The sequence below is a fragment of the Bacillus sp. FSL R5-0434 genome, assembly GCF_038004745.1.
GTDB classification, from domain to species: domain Bacteria; phylum Bacillota; class Bacilli; order Bacillales; family Bacillaceae; genus Bacillus; species Bacillus halotolerans.
The window spans coordinates 3,195,752-3,209,726 of the sequence record NZ_JBBORV010000001.1; the positions used below are offsets into that span (position 1 = coordinate 3,195,752).

The following is a 13,975-nucleotide window of genomic DNA, read 5'->3' on the forward strand; positions in this document are numbered from 1 at the left end:
TCCCTTTCAAATCGTTTCTATTTTTTCGAACCTGCAAGAAGTTTTTCGGCGATCGCTTCGCGAAGCGCCTTTTTGCTTACCTTTCCTACCCCTGTCTGCGGGAAGGACTCAACAAATTCGATCCGGTCTGGAATTTTATATGCTGCAAGCCCGCGCTCTCTTAGAAAAGCTTTGAGTTCTGCGGCTTTCGGCGCTTGATCCCGGGGAATAATGAAAACACATGATCTTTCACCAAGAAATTGGTCAGGCATTGAGACCATTGCCGCATCATGCACAGCCGGATGTGCCAGAAGATGATTTTCAACCTCTTCAGCCGCCACTTTTTCTCCGCCGCGGTTGATTTGATCCTTTGCCCGTCCTTCCACGACAACATAACCGTCGGGTGTCAGTCTCACTAGATCGCCAGTGCGGTAAAAGCCGTCCTCGGTAAACGAAGCCGCATTGTGCTCATCAGCCTTATAGTATCCCCGGATCGTATACGGTCCCCGTGTCAGCAGGTGCCCCGTTTCACCAGGTTTCACGTCACGGTCCTGATCATCCCACACACGTATTTCATCGTAAGAAGACATCGGCTTACCTTGGGTATTGACAATAACTTCCTCGGGGTCATCAAGCCTTGTATAATTAACGAGCCCTTCTGCCATTCCGAAGACCTGCTGCAAGGTGCAGCCGAATACAGATTTCACTTTGCGCGCGGCTTCAGCGCTGAATTTCGCGCCGCCTACCTGTAGCACTTGAAGGCTTGATAAATCGTCATCTCGTGAGGAAGCAGCGTCCATCCATACCATTGCAAGCGGCGGGACAAGAGCTGTTATTGTCACCTGTTCCCGTTCAATTAAAGGGAACGAGTCGTCCGGACTCGGAGAAGGAGATAAAACCACTTTTCCTCCAGCGTATAATACGCCTAGCACCCCGGGTGAGCTCAGCGGATAATTGTGCGCCATCGGCAATGCGGCCAAGTACACAGTGCTGTGATCAAGCCAGCAAACCTCCGCACTCATCCGCAGGCTGTATATATAGTCATCGTGGGTTCGCGGTATCAGTTTCGATAAGCCGGTGCTTCCGCCAGAAAGCTGGAGAAACGCCACATCCGAAGATTTTACTTCAGGCAGCTCGCCAGGTTCTGTATGCAATGCCTCAAGCGGCTGGAATTCCTCCGCCTCACCTGCGACAATGATGTGTTTCAAGGACGGCAGCTTGCTTTGAACCTGTCTGGCAAGTGTGCGGTAGTCAAATCCCGAATGAGAATCGGGGATGATATAAGCCTCCGCTTCAGCAAACTCGCAAAAATATGTAATCTCACTGCTTCGATGAGAGGGCAGTGCAAAGACCGGGAGCGCCCCCAGCCGAAAAAGCGCAAAGATGACTTCGAAAAACTCCGCGATATTCGGCAGCTGCACCACTACACGATCCATTTGTTTAATACCGAGCTTCTGCAATCCGCCTGCCAGACGGTCAGCCCTTGTGTCAAGCTCTTGATAGCTCCAATGGGTGTCCCCGCATGTAATCGCGATACGATCGCCATGTTTGGCAGCCCTGTCTCTTAACATATCTCCAAAAGTCTCACCGGCCCAGCACCCGTTCTCCCGGTACTTTTCCGCAAACTCCTTGGGCCAAGGCGTAAATCCATTCAGCATGCTGTTTCCCTCCTGCATTTATTTCTGATCATATGTGATTGACACCCATTGCCCGAAGCATTGTCCGAAACTTTGCGGATGTCTCCTGGAGCTCGTCCTCTGCTTTTGATCCGGCTACAACACCGGCACCTGCAAAAAGACGAAGTGAACGTTCTTCAGCCTCTGCACAGCGAATCGTAACGATCCATTCGCCATCGCCTGCATCGTCACACCAGCCTACCATGCCGGTGAAGAAACCTCGGTCAAAAGGTTCAATTTCCCGGATGGCTTCTCTTGCAAGGCCAGTCGGTGTTCCGCAGACTGCCGGCGTAGGATGAAGCGCGGCGCCTAGTTCCAGCGCGGTTACAGTCGGATCAGAAAGCTCTCCTTTAATGACACTGGACAAATGCCACATCGTCTCAGTTTGGATCAGCGAAGGCTTTTCCGGAACGTCCAGCGTCCGGCAAAAAGGCCGCAGCCCGGCGGCAACCGCATCAGCCACAACAGCATGCTCATGAAGATCCTTTGCGGAGGAAAGCAATTCATCGGCCCGGCGCTGGTCCTCAACAGGATCATCACTGCGAGGTCTAGAGCCCGCTAACGGATTGGATACCACCTGGGTTCCCATTCTCGAAACGAGAAGCTCCGGACTTGCTCCGAGTAATGTCCGATGGGAAGATGAATCATCTCGGCCGGATACATCGGCTGCAAAAGTATAACCGTGTGTATTATGCCGCGCCAGATGGTGAAGCAGTTCTCCCGTTTGTATCGCTTCAGATGATGTCAGATGCAGCGATCTGGACAGGACAATTTTGCTGAGTGTGCCGTCAGCAATGCTTGCCAATCCTTGTTCTACACCTTTTTTATAGTCCTCCGGTGCAGGAACAGGCTGTATTTGATATGTATGTTCCCGCTGCTGTTCGATGTTGGCATGATCGAATTGAAGCGGTCCTGACCACCGTACCTCCTCCGGAACGACGAGCCGGGGCGATTTCAAATGATCAAATGGAACAGCTCCCACAACAACCGGACGGCTTTGCCCCGATTGCTTTGCTTTGTTAAGCGCCTCAGCAATGCGGCCGGGTAAGGTTTCTAATTGGTTTTGGCCGTCTGCATCCGGCACGGTTTCACATATTCCTTTTCCAAGCAGCACACGGTGAGGGGAAGCCAGGAAAAAAGTGCCCGGCTGATAATCACGAAGCAAATGCTCCGCCTTTGTTTCAGATATAACGTTTTGTTCCAACATCTTCATAAACCTCCTTTGAGTTAAGTTATACGCCTAAGGTCGCGCCGCCATCTACACATAAATTATGCATCGTAATATGGCCTGCCTGCTCAGAAACCAAAAAGAGCACGGCATCCGCAATATCCGAAGGCTGGGCCAGTTTTTTGAGCGGAATTCCCGTTTTAAATGTATCAAGCGATCCTTTGATGACTTGCTCTGCTCCATTTTCATCAGCCCATAAGGACCACTGCATGTCTGTTTCCGTTGATCCGGGAGAAACAATATTGCAGCGAATGTTGTATTCTGCAAGCTCAAGGCCAAGGCACTTTGTAAACATCACGGCCGCTGCCTTTGATGAGGCATATGCCGCCATAGATGTCCTTGGCACACCGGCTGCATTTGATCCTACTGTTACAATCGAACCGGATCTGCGGTTCATCATATATTTGCTGACTGAGCGCGACGCGTTAAAAACACCAGTCGAATTCACTGAGAAAGTGGCCTCCCATTCCTCATCACTGAGAGAATGAATCAGCCCTGGCCGAAGCACACCCGCTACGTTCACCAATATGTCAATCGGGCCCATGTCACGTTCGATTCGAGCCGTGATATCGTCAATCGCCGCACTGTCTCTCACATCCGCCGGAAAGGCTTCGGCATGACATCCCTCGGCTTTGAGGCTGTTCACGACTTTTTCAAGCTTTTCTGGATTGTAATCAATCGCAGCAATGTGCGCCCCCTGACCGGCAAGCGTCCGCGCAACAGCTTCACCTATTCCTTGGGCAGCCCCTGTAATCAATGCGATCTTGCCTTCTATACCTCTTACATTCATTTCATCATTTCCTTTCTTCGCTTGTAACGCCAAAAATGACATTTTGCGAAAAAGACTGCTTCACCTTACCATTAATCACAATCAATTGATAATGATTATCATTATCAATTATAAAAATAATCATATCCTTATGTCATCCGACAGTCAAATATAATTTTTGTGACAAATATGGGAGCTGAGACAATTCTCAGCTCATTGATATGTGCGGGCCGTCAGGGTGAAGCGCGAAACGCAATGCCCTGCTGACCAAAACAGGAAGAACCGAAATATGTCCTTCTCCTGAAAACTCGCAAAATTCTGTCCGTACGCCTTGGTCAGTCAAAGTAGACAGCCGCTCGTAAAGCTCCTTCGCGTTATCGTTCATTCGGCATTTATGATGCTTTTCCAATTCTCCTGCCGCAAGCAGAAGATTGACAGGCTGATCGTTTTTCTTTAAACAGGAAACGAAACGCTCAGTTTCCTTTTCAATAAATGGTTTATTCCAATGAATGGACGGACTGCCCGCGATATACGTTTGGAATGCATCCGGTTTCGTTAAGAGCACCTGCAAAACGAAGAGCCCGCCAAGAGAGTGGCCAAAGATCGTTTGTCTGTTTCTGTCAATCTCATAATCTTGTTCAATCTCCGGTTTGAGGTCCTCCTCAATAAACCTTAAAAAGTCCCCCGCTCCTCCATGCTCCGGCCATTCTTTGCCGTCAGGCCTTACCGGAAGCTCCGAGTAAGACGTAGGCATTGTAAAATCCCGGTGGCGCGCAGAAGAAAACGGTTCTGTTGTGTCATAGCCAATACCGACAATTACAGCGGGAATCACCCCTGTTTTCTCAGGACGGCGCCCCTGCACTCGAACAGCTTCCGACATTGTACCGAAGATAGAATTGGCATCGAGCAGATAAATAACCGGATAACCAGAAGGCGGCGGCTCCGTGCTCGGTTTTGAGATAAAGATTTGATAGCCGCGGCTGTCATTGCATGAAGACATTTTACGCACTTCCGTTCCCGGAATGGTAAATGCGTTGTAGGTCCCGCCTTTAGCCTCATCTGTTTTTTTCTCAATCATGCAGTACGACATTCCTCTCCTTAAAACTGGCTGCATTTATGATAATGATTTTCACTATCAACTAGACAACTCAAATAATAGGTTTTCTGGCAAACAAAGTCAACTTTTTCCTTAATAAAAAAGGCACCTTCTCTAAATAAGGTACCTGATGACTAGCAATATGGAAATAAAATCCTGAAAAAGATGCTGATTATCCTACGTTTACTAGAACCTTAATCCCATGTAAATCTCTGATTCTGCCAAGGGTCGCCTCTCATATGATAGCCGTTCTGCTCCCAAAAACCGGGATGATTTTCTTTCGTAAATTGGATGCCGCGCAGCCACTTAGCGCTTTTCCAAAAATACAAATGAGGAAACACCCCTCGCAGCGGGAAGCCGTGTTCAGGCGTTAAAGGTTCGCCGTTATGCGCATAAGCGAGCAGTGATGTTTCAGCCAAAAAGTCATCGAGCGGCAGATTTGTCGTCCAGCCCTCTTCCGCGTGTAAAATGACATAGCCTGCCTCTTCTTTTACCCCGGCTTTCTCCGCAATATCCCGTGTCCGCACCCCCTGCCAAACGTTATCAAGCCGCGACCAGCCTGTCACGCAATGAATGTCATTTTCTGATTCGCACTGAGGAAAGGCTTTTATATCTTCAAAGCTTAAAAGCATCGGGTGATCAACCAATCCGTATACTTGCAGATTCCACTTCGTCATATCCTCATAATACGGAACGTTCCCCGTATGAAGCACAGGAAACGAAGTCGTCACATTTTGATTGGGCGGCACTCTTCCTGACTGATCTGCCTGTTTTATTTTTCCGAAATACATGCAAATCCTCCTTTTGTTAACCTAAATTATATTTATGTTGACAATCATTCAGATCTTTATTACTCTATGATTGTGTATGTAAACCTAAGGGGGAACAACGATGAAACAACCTAAACTTCGTGCGGGTGATATGGCGCTGATCGGCATGTTCGCCGCACTTATGGCTGTCGGCGCCAACATTACATCAGTCGCGCCCTTTTTGCAAGTTGCCGGCATTCCGCTGTCGATGCAGCCGTTTTTCTGCCTCTTGGCGGCTTTGCTTCTCGGCAGCAAACGCGCTGCTATCGCGATGCTTGTATATGCGCTTGTCGGATTGGCCGGGGCACCGGTGTTCGCTCAGTTTTCCGCGGGCTTCGCACCATTTGCAGGTAAAAGCGGCGGCTTCATTATCTCATATATTCCTGCAGCATTCGCAGCTGGATGGTTATTAGAACGCAAAATTCAGCCAAGTAAAATCCGTTTTCTGATTGCTTCTCTTATCGGAACGGCCATTATGTATATCATCGGCACCACCTATATGTATCTTGCGCTGAAGCTGTGGATTCATACACCGGTGAGCTACGGCACGGCTTGGGGCTTTATGACTTGGTTTATGGTAAAAGACACGGCACTGGCTGTGCTGCTGACGTTTATCGCACCTGCGATCTACCGCTCTATTCATAAAGCAACCGGCTTTAACAGACATCAAATATCGTCCACTTAAAAACCGTTCCGATGGACGGTTTTTTGAAATGATAAACAAAAAGGGCTCTCCCGTTAAGGAGAGCCTTTTTTCTATAAGACAAGCGCCGCAATCCAGCCAAAAATAACAAGCGGAATGTTATAAAAGATAAATGTCGGCACACAAGTGTCCCAAATGTGGTGATGCTGTCCGTCCGCACTCAGACCTGAAGTCGGGCCAAGTGTACTGTCGCTGGCAGGTGAACCGGCGTCGCCAAGCGCGGCAGCCGCTCCGATAATCGCAATCGTTGCCATCGGGCTGAATCCGAGCTGCATACATAGAGGCACAAAGATCGTTGTGATCACCGGAATCGTTGCAAAAGATGAGCCGATTCCCATTGTAATCAACAGGCCGACCAGCAGCATCAAAACCGCGCCAAGCGATTGGCTGTGGCCAATAAAACCTGCCGACGCTTTTACAAGTGAAGCAACGTCACCTGTTTTATTCAGTACATTAGAGAATCCGGCTGCAACAAGCATAACAAATCCGATAAAGGCCATTAATACCATACCGTCAGTAATCAATGAATCCGCTTCGTCACGTTTCATTACACCGCTGACAAACAGGATAATCAGGCCGGCCAGCGCCCCCATAATCATCCCTTCTACTCCCAATGTCTGCGATAAATAAAGCTGGACGCCGAGTGACACTAAAATGGCGAGAACCGCGATTCCCAGGCTTTTTTTCGTATATGGAGATGCTTTTACACCTGAGATTTCTTTTGTTTCATACACTTTTGGTTTTCGATAAACGATTACTGATAAAATCAAACCGACAACCATGCCTGCAACCGGTATAATCAGCGCGTACGGGATATCGCCAAGCGGAACGTTTAAACCCGCATCGGCCATGTTGTCCTTCAGCATGCCTTGGAATATCTGGCCGAAGCCAACAGGCAGTACAATATAAGGAGCCGTTAAGCCGAACGTAATCACACACGCAATCAGCCTGCGGTCCATTTCAAGCTCATTAAAGATTTTCAAAAGCGGCGGTATCAGCACAGGAATAAATGCGATGTGAACCGGTACCACGTTTTGTGAAAAACAAGCTACGATTAAAATAATCAGTACGATAAGCACTTTAGACAGTGCCTTTTTTCGAGTATCTTCTTTGTTTCCAATTAATTTCACAGAAGCTTCCACCATAGCATCCGGAAGACCTGTTTTCGTTAAAGCCGCAGCAAACGCACCAAGCATAGCGTAGCTGACTGCAACGGTGGCATTTCCGCCGAGCCCTTCTGTAAAGGCTTTAACCGTTTCACCCAGGCCGAGTCCTCCTGTTAAGCCGCCGGCCAAAGCACCTATGATTAAAGCAATAACTATATTGACACGCAGAAGACTTAAGACAAGCATAAGCAGCACTGCGATTACGACTGCATTCATGATACCCCTCCAAAAATCCTTTAGTTTGCTAATGTAGTAGATAAATAAAGTACGAACGTATCGTATCATATTCATGATACTTTAGTCAACTAAAGATTTCGGAGAAAAAAACCCTGCCGCGAAATCGCAGCAGGGCTATATTTATTATGCTTTTGCGTCTTCTTCCGCTGTGAATCTTTCTGCCAGCGTAGCCAGTGTTCTTGCCATGACGCCGGTTGCACCGGACGGACCGAAGCAGCTTGCTTTACTTGAAGTTGCTGTGCCTGCAATATCAAGATGGACCCAAGGAGTCGTTTCAGCAAACTCACCTAGAAACGTTCCTGCCATAATGGCATGGCCTTCCCGTCCCGGTGAATTGTTTAAATCCGCCATTTGGCTGTTTTTCACACGTTTTTTATCCTTTTCTGTAATCGGCAGCTGCCAGATGGCCTCACCGCACTCTTCCGCAGCTTCAGCCACCCGCTGATAAAAGCTCTCGTTATTTGTCATGGCGCCGGTTGTTTCTGTGCCCAATGCCACAACAACGCCGCCGGTGAGCGTTGCCACATCAACAAGTACAGACGCGCCATGCTGTTTTGCATATGTAAGGCCGTCTGCAAGCACAAGCCTTCCTTCTGCATCCGTGTTAAGGATTTCAATTGTTTTTCCGCTTAATGACACGATGACATCGTCAGGCTTCATCGCTCCGCCTGAAACCATGTTGTCGGTTGACGGAATGACAGCCAGCACATTTTGCTCCGGACGAAGCTCGCCGATCGTTTCCATTGCGCCAAGGACCGCTGCCGCTCCTCCCATATCGGATTTCATGCCGACAATTCCTGTTTTCGTTTTAATAGAGTAACCGCCTGTGTCAAAGGTAATTCCTTTTCCGACAAGCCCGATAACGTTTTCCCATTCCTTTTTGCCCTGATACTTCAAGACAATCATTTTGGGCGGTTCGGCAGAGCCTTGGTTTACCGCAAGGATTGCGCCCATACCGAGCTCTTCCATATCCGATTTCTCCAATATTTCACACTCAAAATCATACTTCGCCGCAAGCTCGGACGCATAAGAAGCCAAGTCAGTTGCTGTCAGCATATTTCCCGGCATATTAACAAGCGTTCTCGCCGAATTTGTGCCCTGCCCGTATGCCCGGCCGACAAGAAGACCGGCCTGCACTTCTTGTGTATCTTCATCTGTGACGGCATAGATGGATTCAAGCTGTTTATCCGGCTCATTTGATTTGTGCTTATAATCCTGCACCTCATAAGAAGCAAGCAGGCAGCTCTCAGCTAATGCGTGAGCGGCATCCGCTGCGGGAACTTCTTCACAAATAAATGTGTCAAGCAGTACGGCAGCCTCTTGTTTTCTGTCTTTATGAATGGCTTGAAAAACATGGGCAAAGCTTTCCTTCGCCTCTTCAAATGAATAATTCGCCTCTCTTCCCAAACCGACGAAATAAATACGTTTCATACCAGCGGAGGACGGAGGGAATACTTTTGATACTTGATTCCGTTTGGCAGAGACATCACCGTCTTTCAGAAGCTGAGTCAGATGGCCTTCCAGTTTTTCATCAATTTCCTTTGCTTTGCCTGTCAGCTGGCTTTTTTGAAAAAGTCCGACCACTAGGGTTTCAGTATGCTCTAATTGTTGAACCGCATAAAACATAAGGCTTACACTCCTAACGTAATGGGTATTTGTAATGAACAATGGTATAATAGGAAAAACATTCTTTCCTTACATTTATTTTATCAAACAACAGACAAAGACCTGCTTTTTTCTTTTGTAACACGAAAGATTTTCATATAGAAAGGATGTCGCCTATGGAACTTTTTATGAATTTTCCTTTATTATCAAGCCTTGCTGCCATCATCTTTGCACAAGTCATTAAAGTGCCGATACAATTTATCGTATCCAGAAAACTGGACTGGTCGCTGGTGACAAGCACAGGCGGCATGCCGAGTTCCCACTCCGCAGCTGTTACGGCGCTCTCTACCGGCGTAGCTTTAGAGCATGGATTAGGTTCCTCTCTCTTTGCGGTTTCAGCCATTTTCGCCGTCATTACCATGTTTGACGCAACCGGCGTCAGACGTCATGCCGGCGAGCAGGCAACAGTCATTAATAAACTTGTGATTGATTTTAACCGTTTTGTGAATGAAGCAAAAGATTTCCCGAAAGCCGAAGAGAAAGAAAAACAAAAAAAGCTGAAAGAGCTTCTCGGCCATCAGCCAATCGAGGTCTTTTTTGGCGGATTGACAGGAATTTTATTAACACTGGCACTGGCATACTTTTTTCTGTAAAAAAATAACGCTTCAGCCGCAGCTGGAGCGTTTTATTCTTTCACGGTTTTGTATTGATTTCTGAACACCTGCAATGATTTTGTTTCATTAAGCTTTACCAGTTCATCCTCAGTAACTTTTCCGGTCCCCTTCTTAATCACATACACGTCCAGGTTTTTTTTGCCCCATTCATTGTAGACATCATGAACGGTTTCAAAGTACAGATCAATGCGGTTTCCCTTGATGGCAGATCCTGTGTCCGCAACAACGCCCAAACCATAGTTCGGGATGAATAAAATGGTGCCGATCGGAAAAACGGATGGATCGGCGGCAACCGTAGAGTATAAATCTCTTTTCACTTTAACACCTGAATATGTAAGCCCGTATAATGGATCACCAGGCTTTTTACCCGTCGATTCGACTCCCGCTGTATAGCCTGTAGCCGTTACTTTTCGCGCTGGATACTGGTTCCAGTCAAAGGCTTCTTCCAATGGTTTGTCTTTTGCTTTGGCTGCAGCGGACATCGTTTTTTCGTTTTTCTGCTGCAATGCTTTTAATGTCAGCCCTGTGTTCTTCGAGTGCTTCTCATTATTTTCTTGCACCCATTTTGATAAGTCCTTCGCCTCTACTCCTGATATGGCTAAATATGTCGTGGCAAACGCGAGCAGAAATAAACAGGCCATCAGCAAACGTCTGATCATTTTCAACATTATTCACCTCTCCTCCGAATCATTGTTCCCAAATAGCGGGAGCAATATTCAAAACGGTGAATGCGCTGAAGGCACAAAAAAAGCTTTCTTAAGAAAGAAAGCGGCATTAAAACATCTGATATCCTCTTTTTCTGAGCATGTTGATCGCTATGCCTGAGACAATGGCGCCGGCCAGACCGCTGGCTAAAATCAATACATCTGCAGCAGCTAACGATACGATTCTCTGAAACAGGCTGGCAAAGGATTCGCCTGGCGATTGGATATAGCTGATCAGCTTTTCCTTGCTGATTATAAATAGGCATACAATCGGATAAATCACAGCCATAATCCAGGACATTCTCAGCAGCATGTTTAACAAGAAACCGATTCCAAAAAACAAAACAAAAAATAAAACAATTGAGATGATAACGACTGGCAGACTAATCAAAACCCCACCCCCTGCGTTACTTTTAGTGTACCGCGGGGGCTTTTAAAAAGTCAACGGCTGGAAAATGAATGACTGTCTTTACCTGTCCCCTGACATGACGGACAAGTTTCTGAACCGCCGAGGATTAATTGAAAATACCCTTTCCCTGAGCAAAACGGGCATGCCTGTGAAGCGGTTGTCGTTGCGGTTTTCATCTTATCATCACCTTTTTCTTAATTTTCAGATAATAATACCATACCGAGCTGTCAATGATAAAGTCAGATCATGTGACAAATCTTTTGATGTAAGCGGAAACATTTTTATTTTGCTCTTGTTCTCTTTTTATTTTGACGTTTTTTAATAAAACAAAACCCGCGGAGAGCGGGTTTTTAGAAAAACTTAAATTTGCCTTTTTTCAGTGTGAGTCCGAGTCCGCCGATTAAAAACAGCGAGCGGTTATCGATGACTTTTTTCATAAAAGAAGCCGGCGTGCCTTTCAGTTTTCTTCCGTACACGACTCCGACCGCATTATGCTCGCCGAGAGAAGCCACCGTTCCTTTTATATCAGGTTTGAATTCTTCAAGCTCGCCGCCCTTAATGAGTTTTGCAATGTTTTTAGCGACCGTAGTTCCCTGCTGCATCGCGATTTGGGCGGTCGGCGGATAAGGACGGTCAGTGTCTTCATTGATAAACAGCGAGCTGTCGCCGAGAATAAACACGTTGTCATGTCCGGGCGCGCGAAGATCAGGATTGACTTTCACCCGGCCGCGCATATTTTCAAAGCCGGCTTCTTCCACAATCGGATGTCCGCGGACACCTGCCGCCCACACCACCGTTTGCGATTTGATTTGCTCGGGCTCCTCATCTTTTTTGCCGACTGTGACTCCTTCTGAGGTACACTCTTGAACCGCCGTGCCGATTTTAAACTCAACGCCATTCTCCTCAAGATAGTGAACAGCATAATCGACAAGCTCGGGATCAAAGCCCGGCAATACGGTCGGCGCTGCTTCTACGCAGATAATGCGTACAAGGCTTCTGTCAACGTCATACTCCTTGCAGAGCTCTGGCACACGGGCAGCCAGTTCTCCAAGGAATTCAATACCCGTAAACCCGGCTCCCCCGACAACGATTGTTAACCTGTCCGGCCTTTTTTCAGCTTCGATGTTGTAAGTCGCAAATTGCAGCTCAATATGTTCCCGAAGCACTCGAGATGTATTGATATTGGCGATCGGAAACGCAAATTCTTTTAAGCCTTTAATGCCGAACGTTTCAGGTACCGCTCCGAGGCCGATAACTAAATAATCGTACTGCAGCTCTCCATTGGCAAGCACAACTTTCTTCTCGTCTATTTTGATTGCCTTCACGGTATCCTGTACAAAATTGACACGTGACTGGTTGATTACATCTTTTATCTGATAACGGCAGCGGTCATGATGGAGCGTACCGGCGCTCGCTTCGTGCATCCATGTCGTTTCGTAATGATAATTGTGTTTATTCACAAGCGTAATATCAGCATCATTCGGACCGACATGCTTCGTCAGCCTTGTCACTGTCATCAATCCGCCATAACCTGCACCTAAAATCACGATTTTGGGCTTATTCAATGCCATCACATCCACCTTCTCTTTTTTTTGCTGTTAGACGCATATAAAAATCATCATTTGTGTTATCTTCAGCTTATTGGCAGGATTTTATGAAATATATTGAAAAGTTTTTTGTGAAGTCCACACCCATAGCACTACTATCATGTGTATCCGGCTGGTTCATGAAACATTCAGAAAAAAGATGAATTCATTTTTTTCTTATCGTATCGGCCCGCGGGCATATGATCAAGAATGAATGCGCATACAATGCACTCGCAAATTTTTCTGCTGACTCGTCAATTTTAAGAGCAATATGGTATAATTAATAACAATTTTCATTTAGGAGGCAATTTTCGTATGCGAGAGGATACAAAGGTTTATGATATTACAATTATAGGCGGGGGACCGGTCGGCTTATTCACCGCTTTTTACGGAGGCATGAGACAGGCAAGCGTCAAAATTATCGAAAGCCTGCCTCAGCTTGGCGGACAGCTTAGTGCCCTGTACCCTGAGAAATATATATATGACGTAGCAGGATTCCCGAAAATCCGCGCCCAAGAGCTAGTGAACAACTTAAAAGAGCAAATGGCGAAATTCGACCAAACGATTTGTTTAGAGCAAGCAGTTGAATCTGTTGAAAAACAAGCAGACGGCGTGTTTAAGCTTGTGACAAACGAAGAAACCCATTACTCTAAAACAGTCATCATCACTGCAGGAAATGGCGCATTCAAACCACGAAAGCTCGAGCTTGAAACAGCCGAACAATACGAAGGCAAAAACCTTCACTACTTCGTTGATGATTTACAAAAATTCGCCGGCAGACGCGTTGCGATTCTGGGCGGAGGAGATTCAGCGGTTGACTGGGCGCTTATGCTTGAGCCAATCGCAAAAGAAGTTTCCATCGTTCACCGCCGCGATAAATTCCGCGCGCATGAGCACAGTGTGGAAAACCTTCACGCATCTAAAGTGAATGTCCTGACTCCATTTGTTCCGACAGAGCTCATCGGAGAAGACAAAATCGAGCAGCTTGTGCTTGAGGAAGTGAAAGGCGAGCGCAAAGAGATTTTAGAAATCGATGACTTAATTGTCAACTACGGCTTCGTCTCATCTCTTGGACCGATTAAAAACTGGGGACTTGAAATTGAGAAAAATTCCATTGTCGTCAAATCAACGATGGAAACAAATATCGAAGGCTTCTTCGCAGCAGGTGACATTTGCACATACGAAGGAAAAGTCAACCTGATCGCAAGCGGCTTCGGCGAAGCACCGACAGCTGTTAACAACGCGAAAGCTTACATGGACCCGAAAGCTCGCGTACAGCCTCTGCACTCTACAAGTCTTTTTGAAAATAAATAATAAAAAAAGGAGTTTGTGTC

General features: G+C 46.9%; 14 protein-coding genes. 3 read left to right on the forward strand and 11 right to left on the reverse strand.

Annotated elements, in window-relative coordinates; all coding sequences use genetic code 11:
* Positions 1-17 precede the first annotated feature (17 nt).
* The 5 genes from NYE43_RS16725 to NYE43_RS16745 form a co-directional block, all read right to left on the reverse strand.
* Positions 18-1,637, reverse strand: a complete 1,620-nt coding sequence (locus tag NYE43_RS16725; protein WP_101860012.1) for a (2,3-dihydroxybenzoyl)adenylate synthase — start codon at positions 1,635-1,637, stop codon at positions 18-20.
* A 28-nt stretch (positions 1,638-1,665) separates the two neighbouring features.
* Positions 1,666-2,862, reverse strand: a complete 1,197-nt coding sequence (gene dhbC, locus NYE43_RS16730) for an isochorismate synthase DhbC (RefSeq protein WP_185848670.1) — start codon at positions 2,860-2,862, stop codon at positions 1,666-1,668.
* 25 nt (positions 2,863-2,887) lie between these two features.
* Positions 2,888-3,673 (reverse strand): 2,3-dihydro-2,3-dihydroxybenzoate dehydrogenase, encoded by a 786-nt coding sequence (locus NYE43_RS16735; protein WP_185848669.1) that lies wholly within the window; start codon positions 3,671-3,673, stop codon positions 2,888-2,890.
* Positions 3,674-3,860: 187 nt separating this feature from the next.
* On the reverse strand, positions 3,861-4,730 hold the full coding sequence (besA, locus tag NYE43_RS16740) for a ferri-bacillibactin esterase BesA (protein WP_185848668.1): 870 nt from the start codon (positions 4,728-4,730) through the stop codon (positions 3,861-3,863).
* A gap of 212 nt (positions 4,731-4,942) precedes the next feature.
* On the reverse strand, positions 4,943-5,539 hold the full coding sequence (locus NYE43_RS16745; RefSeq protein WP_095713990.1) for a sulfite oxidase-like oxidoreductase: 597 nt from the start codon (positions 5,537-5,539) through the stop codon (positions 4,943-4,945).
* Between the two features lie 100 nt (positions 5,540-5,639).
* Between NYE43_RS16745 and NYE43_RS16750 the strand changes: the two genes are divergently transcribed.
* Positions 5,640-6,242 carry a biotin transporter BioY gene (locus tag NYE43_RS16750; protein WP_024122710.1) on the forward strand — a complete coding sequence of 201 codons (603 nt, stop codon included), beginning with the start codon at positions 5,640-5,642 and terminating at the stop codon, positions 6,240-6,242.
* Between the two features lie 71 nt (positions 6,243-6,313).
* On the opposite strand, the gene NYE43_RS16755 is transcribed toward NYE43_RS16750, so the two are convergent.
* A complete protein-coding gene (locus NYE43_RS16755; RefSeq protein WP_101860009.1) occupies positions 6,314-7,642 on the reverse strand; it encodes a Na+/H+ antiporter family protein in 1,329 nt (442 codons plus the stop codon).
* Positions 7,643-7,786: 144 nt separating this feature from the next.
* Positions 7,787-9,289 carry a leucyl aminopeptidase gene (locus NYE43_RS16760; RefSeq protein ID WP_095713992.1) on the reverse strand — a complete coding sequence of 501 codons (1,503 nt, stop codon included), beginning with the start codon at positions 9,287-9,289 and terminating at the stop codon, positions 7,787-7,789.
* Positions 9,290-9,444: 155 nt separating this feature from the next.
* On the opposite strand from NYE43_RS16760, the gene NYE43_RS16765 reads away from it, so the two are divergent.
* The gene (locus NYE43_RS16765) at positions 9,445-9,921 is read left to right on the forward strand and encodes a divergent PAP2 family protein (protein WP_044158979.1); all 477 of its coding nucleotides are present in this window, start codon (positions 9,445-9,447) and stop codon (positions 9,919-9,921) included.
* A 32-nt stretch (positions 9,922-9,953) separates the two neighbouring features.
* Here NYE43_RS16765 and NYE43_RS16770 read toward each other — a convergent pair whose 3' ends face one another.
* The 4 genes from NYE43_RS16770 to NYE43_RS16785 form a co-directional block, all read right to left on the reverse strand.
* Complete coding sequence (locus NYE43_RS16770; protein WP_185848927.1) at positions 9,954-10,613, reverse strand: 3D domain-containing protein; 660 nt, start codon at positions 10,611-10,613, stop codon at positions 9,954-9,956.
* 103 nt (positions 10,614-10,716) lie between these two features.
* Positions 10,717-11,037 (reverse strand): YuiB family protein, encoded by a 321-nt coding sequence (locus NYE43_RS16775; RefSeq protein ID WP_024122715.1) that lies wholly within the window; start codon positions 11,035-11,037, stop codon positions 10,717-10,719.
* Between the two features lie 50 nt (positions 11,038-11,087).
* Complete coding sequence (locus tag NYE43_RS16780) at positions 11,088-11,231, reverse strand: YuiA family protein (protein WP_024122716.1); 144 nt, start codon at positions 11,229-11,231, stop codon at positions 11,088-11,090.
* Positions 11,232-11,405: 174 nt separating this feature from the next.
* Complete coding sequence (locus NYE43_RS16785; RefSeq protein ID WP_049809958.1) at positions 11,406-12,626, reverse strand: NAD(P)/FAD-dependent oxidoreductase; 1,221 nt, start codon at positions 12,624-12,626, stop codon at positions 11,406-11,408.
* A 330-nt stretch (positions 12,627-12,956) separates the two neighbouring features.
* On the opposite strand from NYE43_RS16785, the gene yumC reads away from it, so the two are divergent.
* A complete protein-coding gene (yumC, locus tag NYE43_RS16790; RefSeq protein WP_024122718.1) occupies positions 12,957-13,955 on the forward strand; it encodes a ferredoxin--NADP reductase 2 in 999 nt (332 codons plus the stop codon).
* Positions 13,956-13,975: the final 20 nt, after the last annotated feature.

Bases quoted from the DNA above. Each gene is read 5' to 3' on its own strand.
- NYE43_RS16725 (WP_101860012.1), bottom strand. From the start codon at position 1,637: ATGCTGAATGGATTTACGCCTTGGCCCAAGGAGTTTGCGGAAAAGTAC.
- dhbC (WP_185848670.1), bottom strand. From the start codon at position 2,862: ATGTTGGAACAAAACGTTATATCTGAAACAAAGGCGGAGCATTTGCTT.
- NYE43_RS16735 (WP_185848669.1), bottom strand. From the start codon at position 3,673: ATGAATGTAAGAGGTATAGAAGGCAAGATCGCATTGATTACAGGGGCT.
- besA (WP_185848668.1), bottom strand. From the start codon at position 4,730: ATGATTGAGAAAAAAACAGATGAGGCTAAAGGCGGGACCTACAACGCA.
- NYE43_RS16745 (WP_095713990.1), bottom strand. From the start codon at position 5,539: ATGTATTTCGGAAAAATAAAACAGGCAGATCAGTCAGGAAGAGTGCCG.
- NYE43_RS16750 (WP_024122710.1), top strand. From the start codon at position 5,640: ATGAAACAACCTAAACTTCGTGCGGGTGATATGGCGCTGATCGGCATG.
- NYE43_RS16755 (WP_101860009.1), bottom strand. From the start codon at position 7,642: ATGAATGCAGTCGTAATCGCAGTGCTGCTTATGCTTGTCTTAAGTCTT.
- NYE43_RS16760 (WP_095713992.1), bottom strand. From the start codon at position 9,289: ATGTTTTATGCGGTTCAACAATTAGAGCATACTGAAACCCTAGTGGTC.
- NYE43_RS16765 (WP_044158979.1), top strand. From the start codon at position 9,445: ATGGAACTTTTTATGAATTTTCCTTTATTATCAAGCCTTGCTGCCATC.
- NYE43_RS16780 (WP_024122716.1), bottom strand. From the start codon at position 11,231: ATGAAAACCGCAACGACAACCGCTTCACAGGCATGCCCGTTTTGCTCA.
- NYE43_RS16785 (WP_049809958.1), bottom strand. From the start codon at position 12,626: ATGGCATTGAATAAGCCCAAAATCGTGATTTTAGGTGCAGGTTATGGC.
- yumC (WP_024122718.1), top strand. From the start codon at position 12,957: ATGCGAGAGGATACAAAGGTTTATGATATTACAATTATAGGCGGGGGA.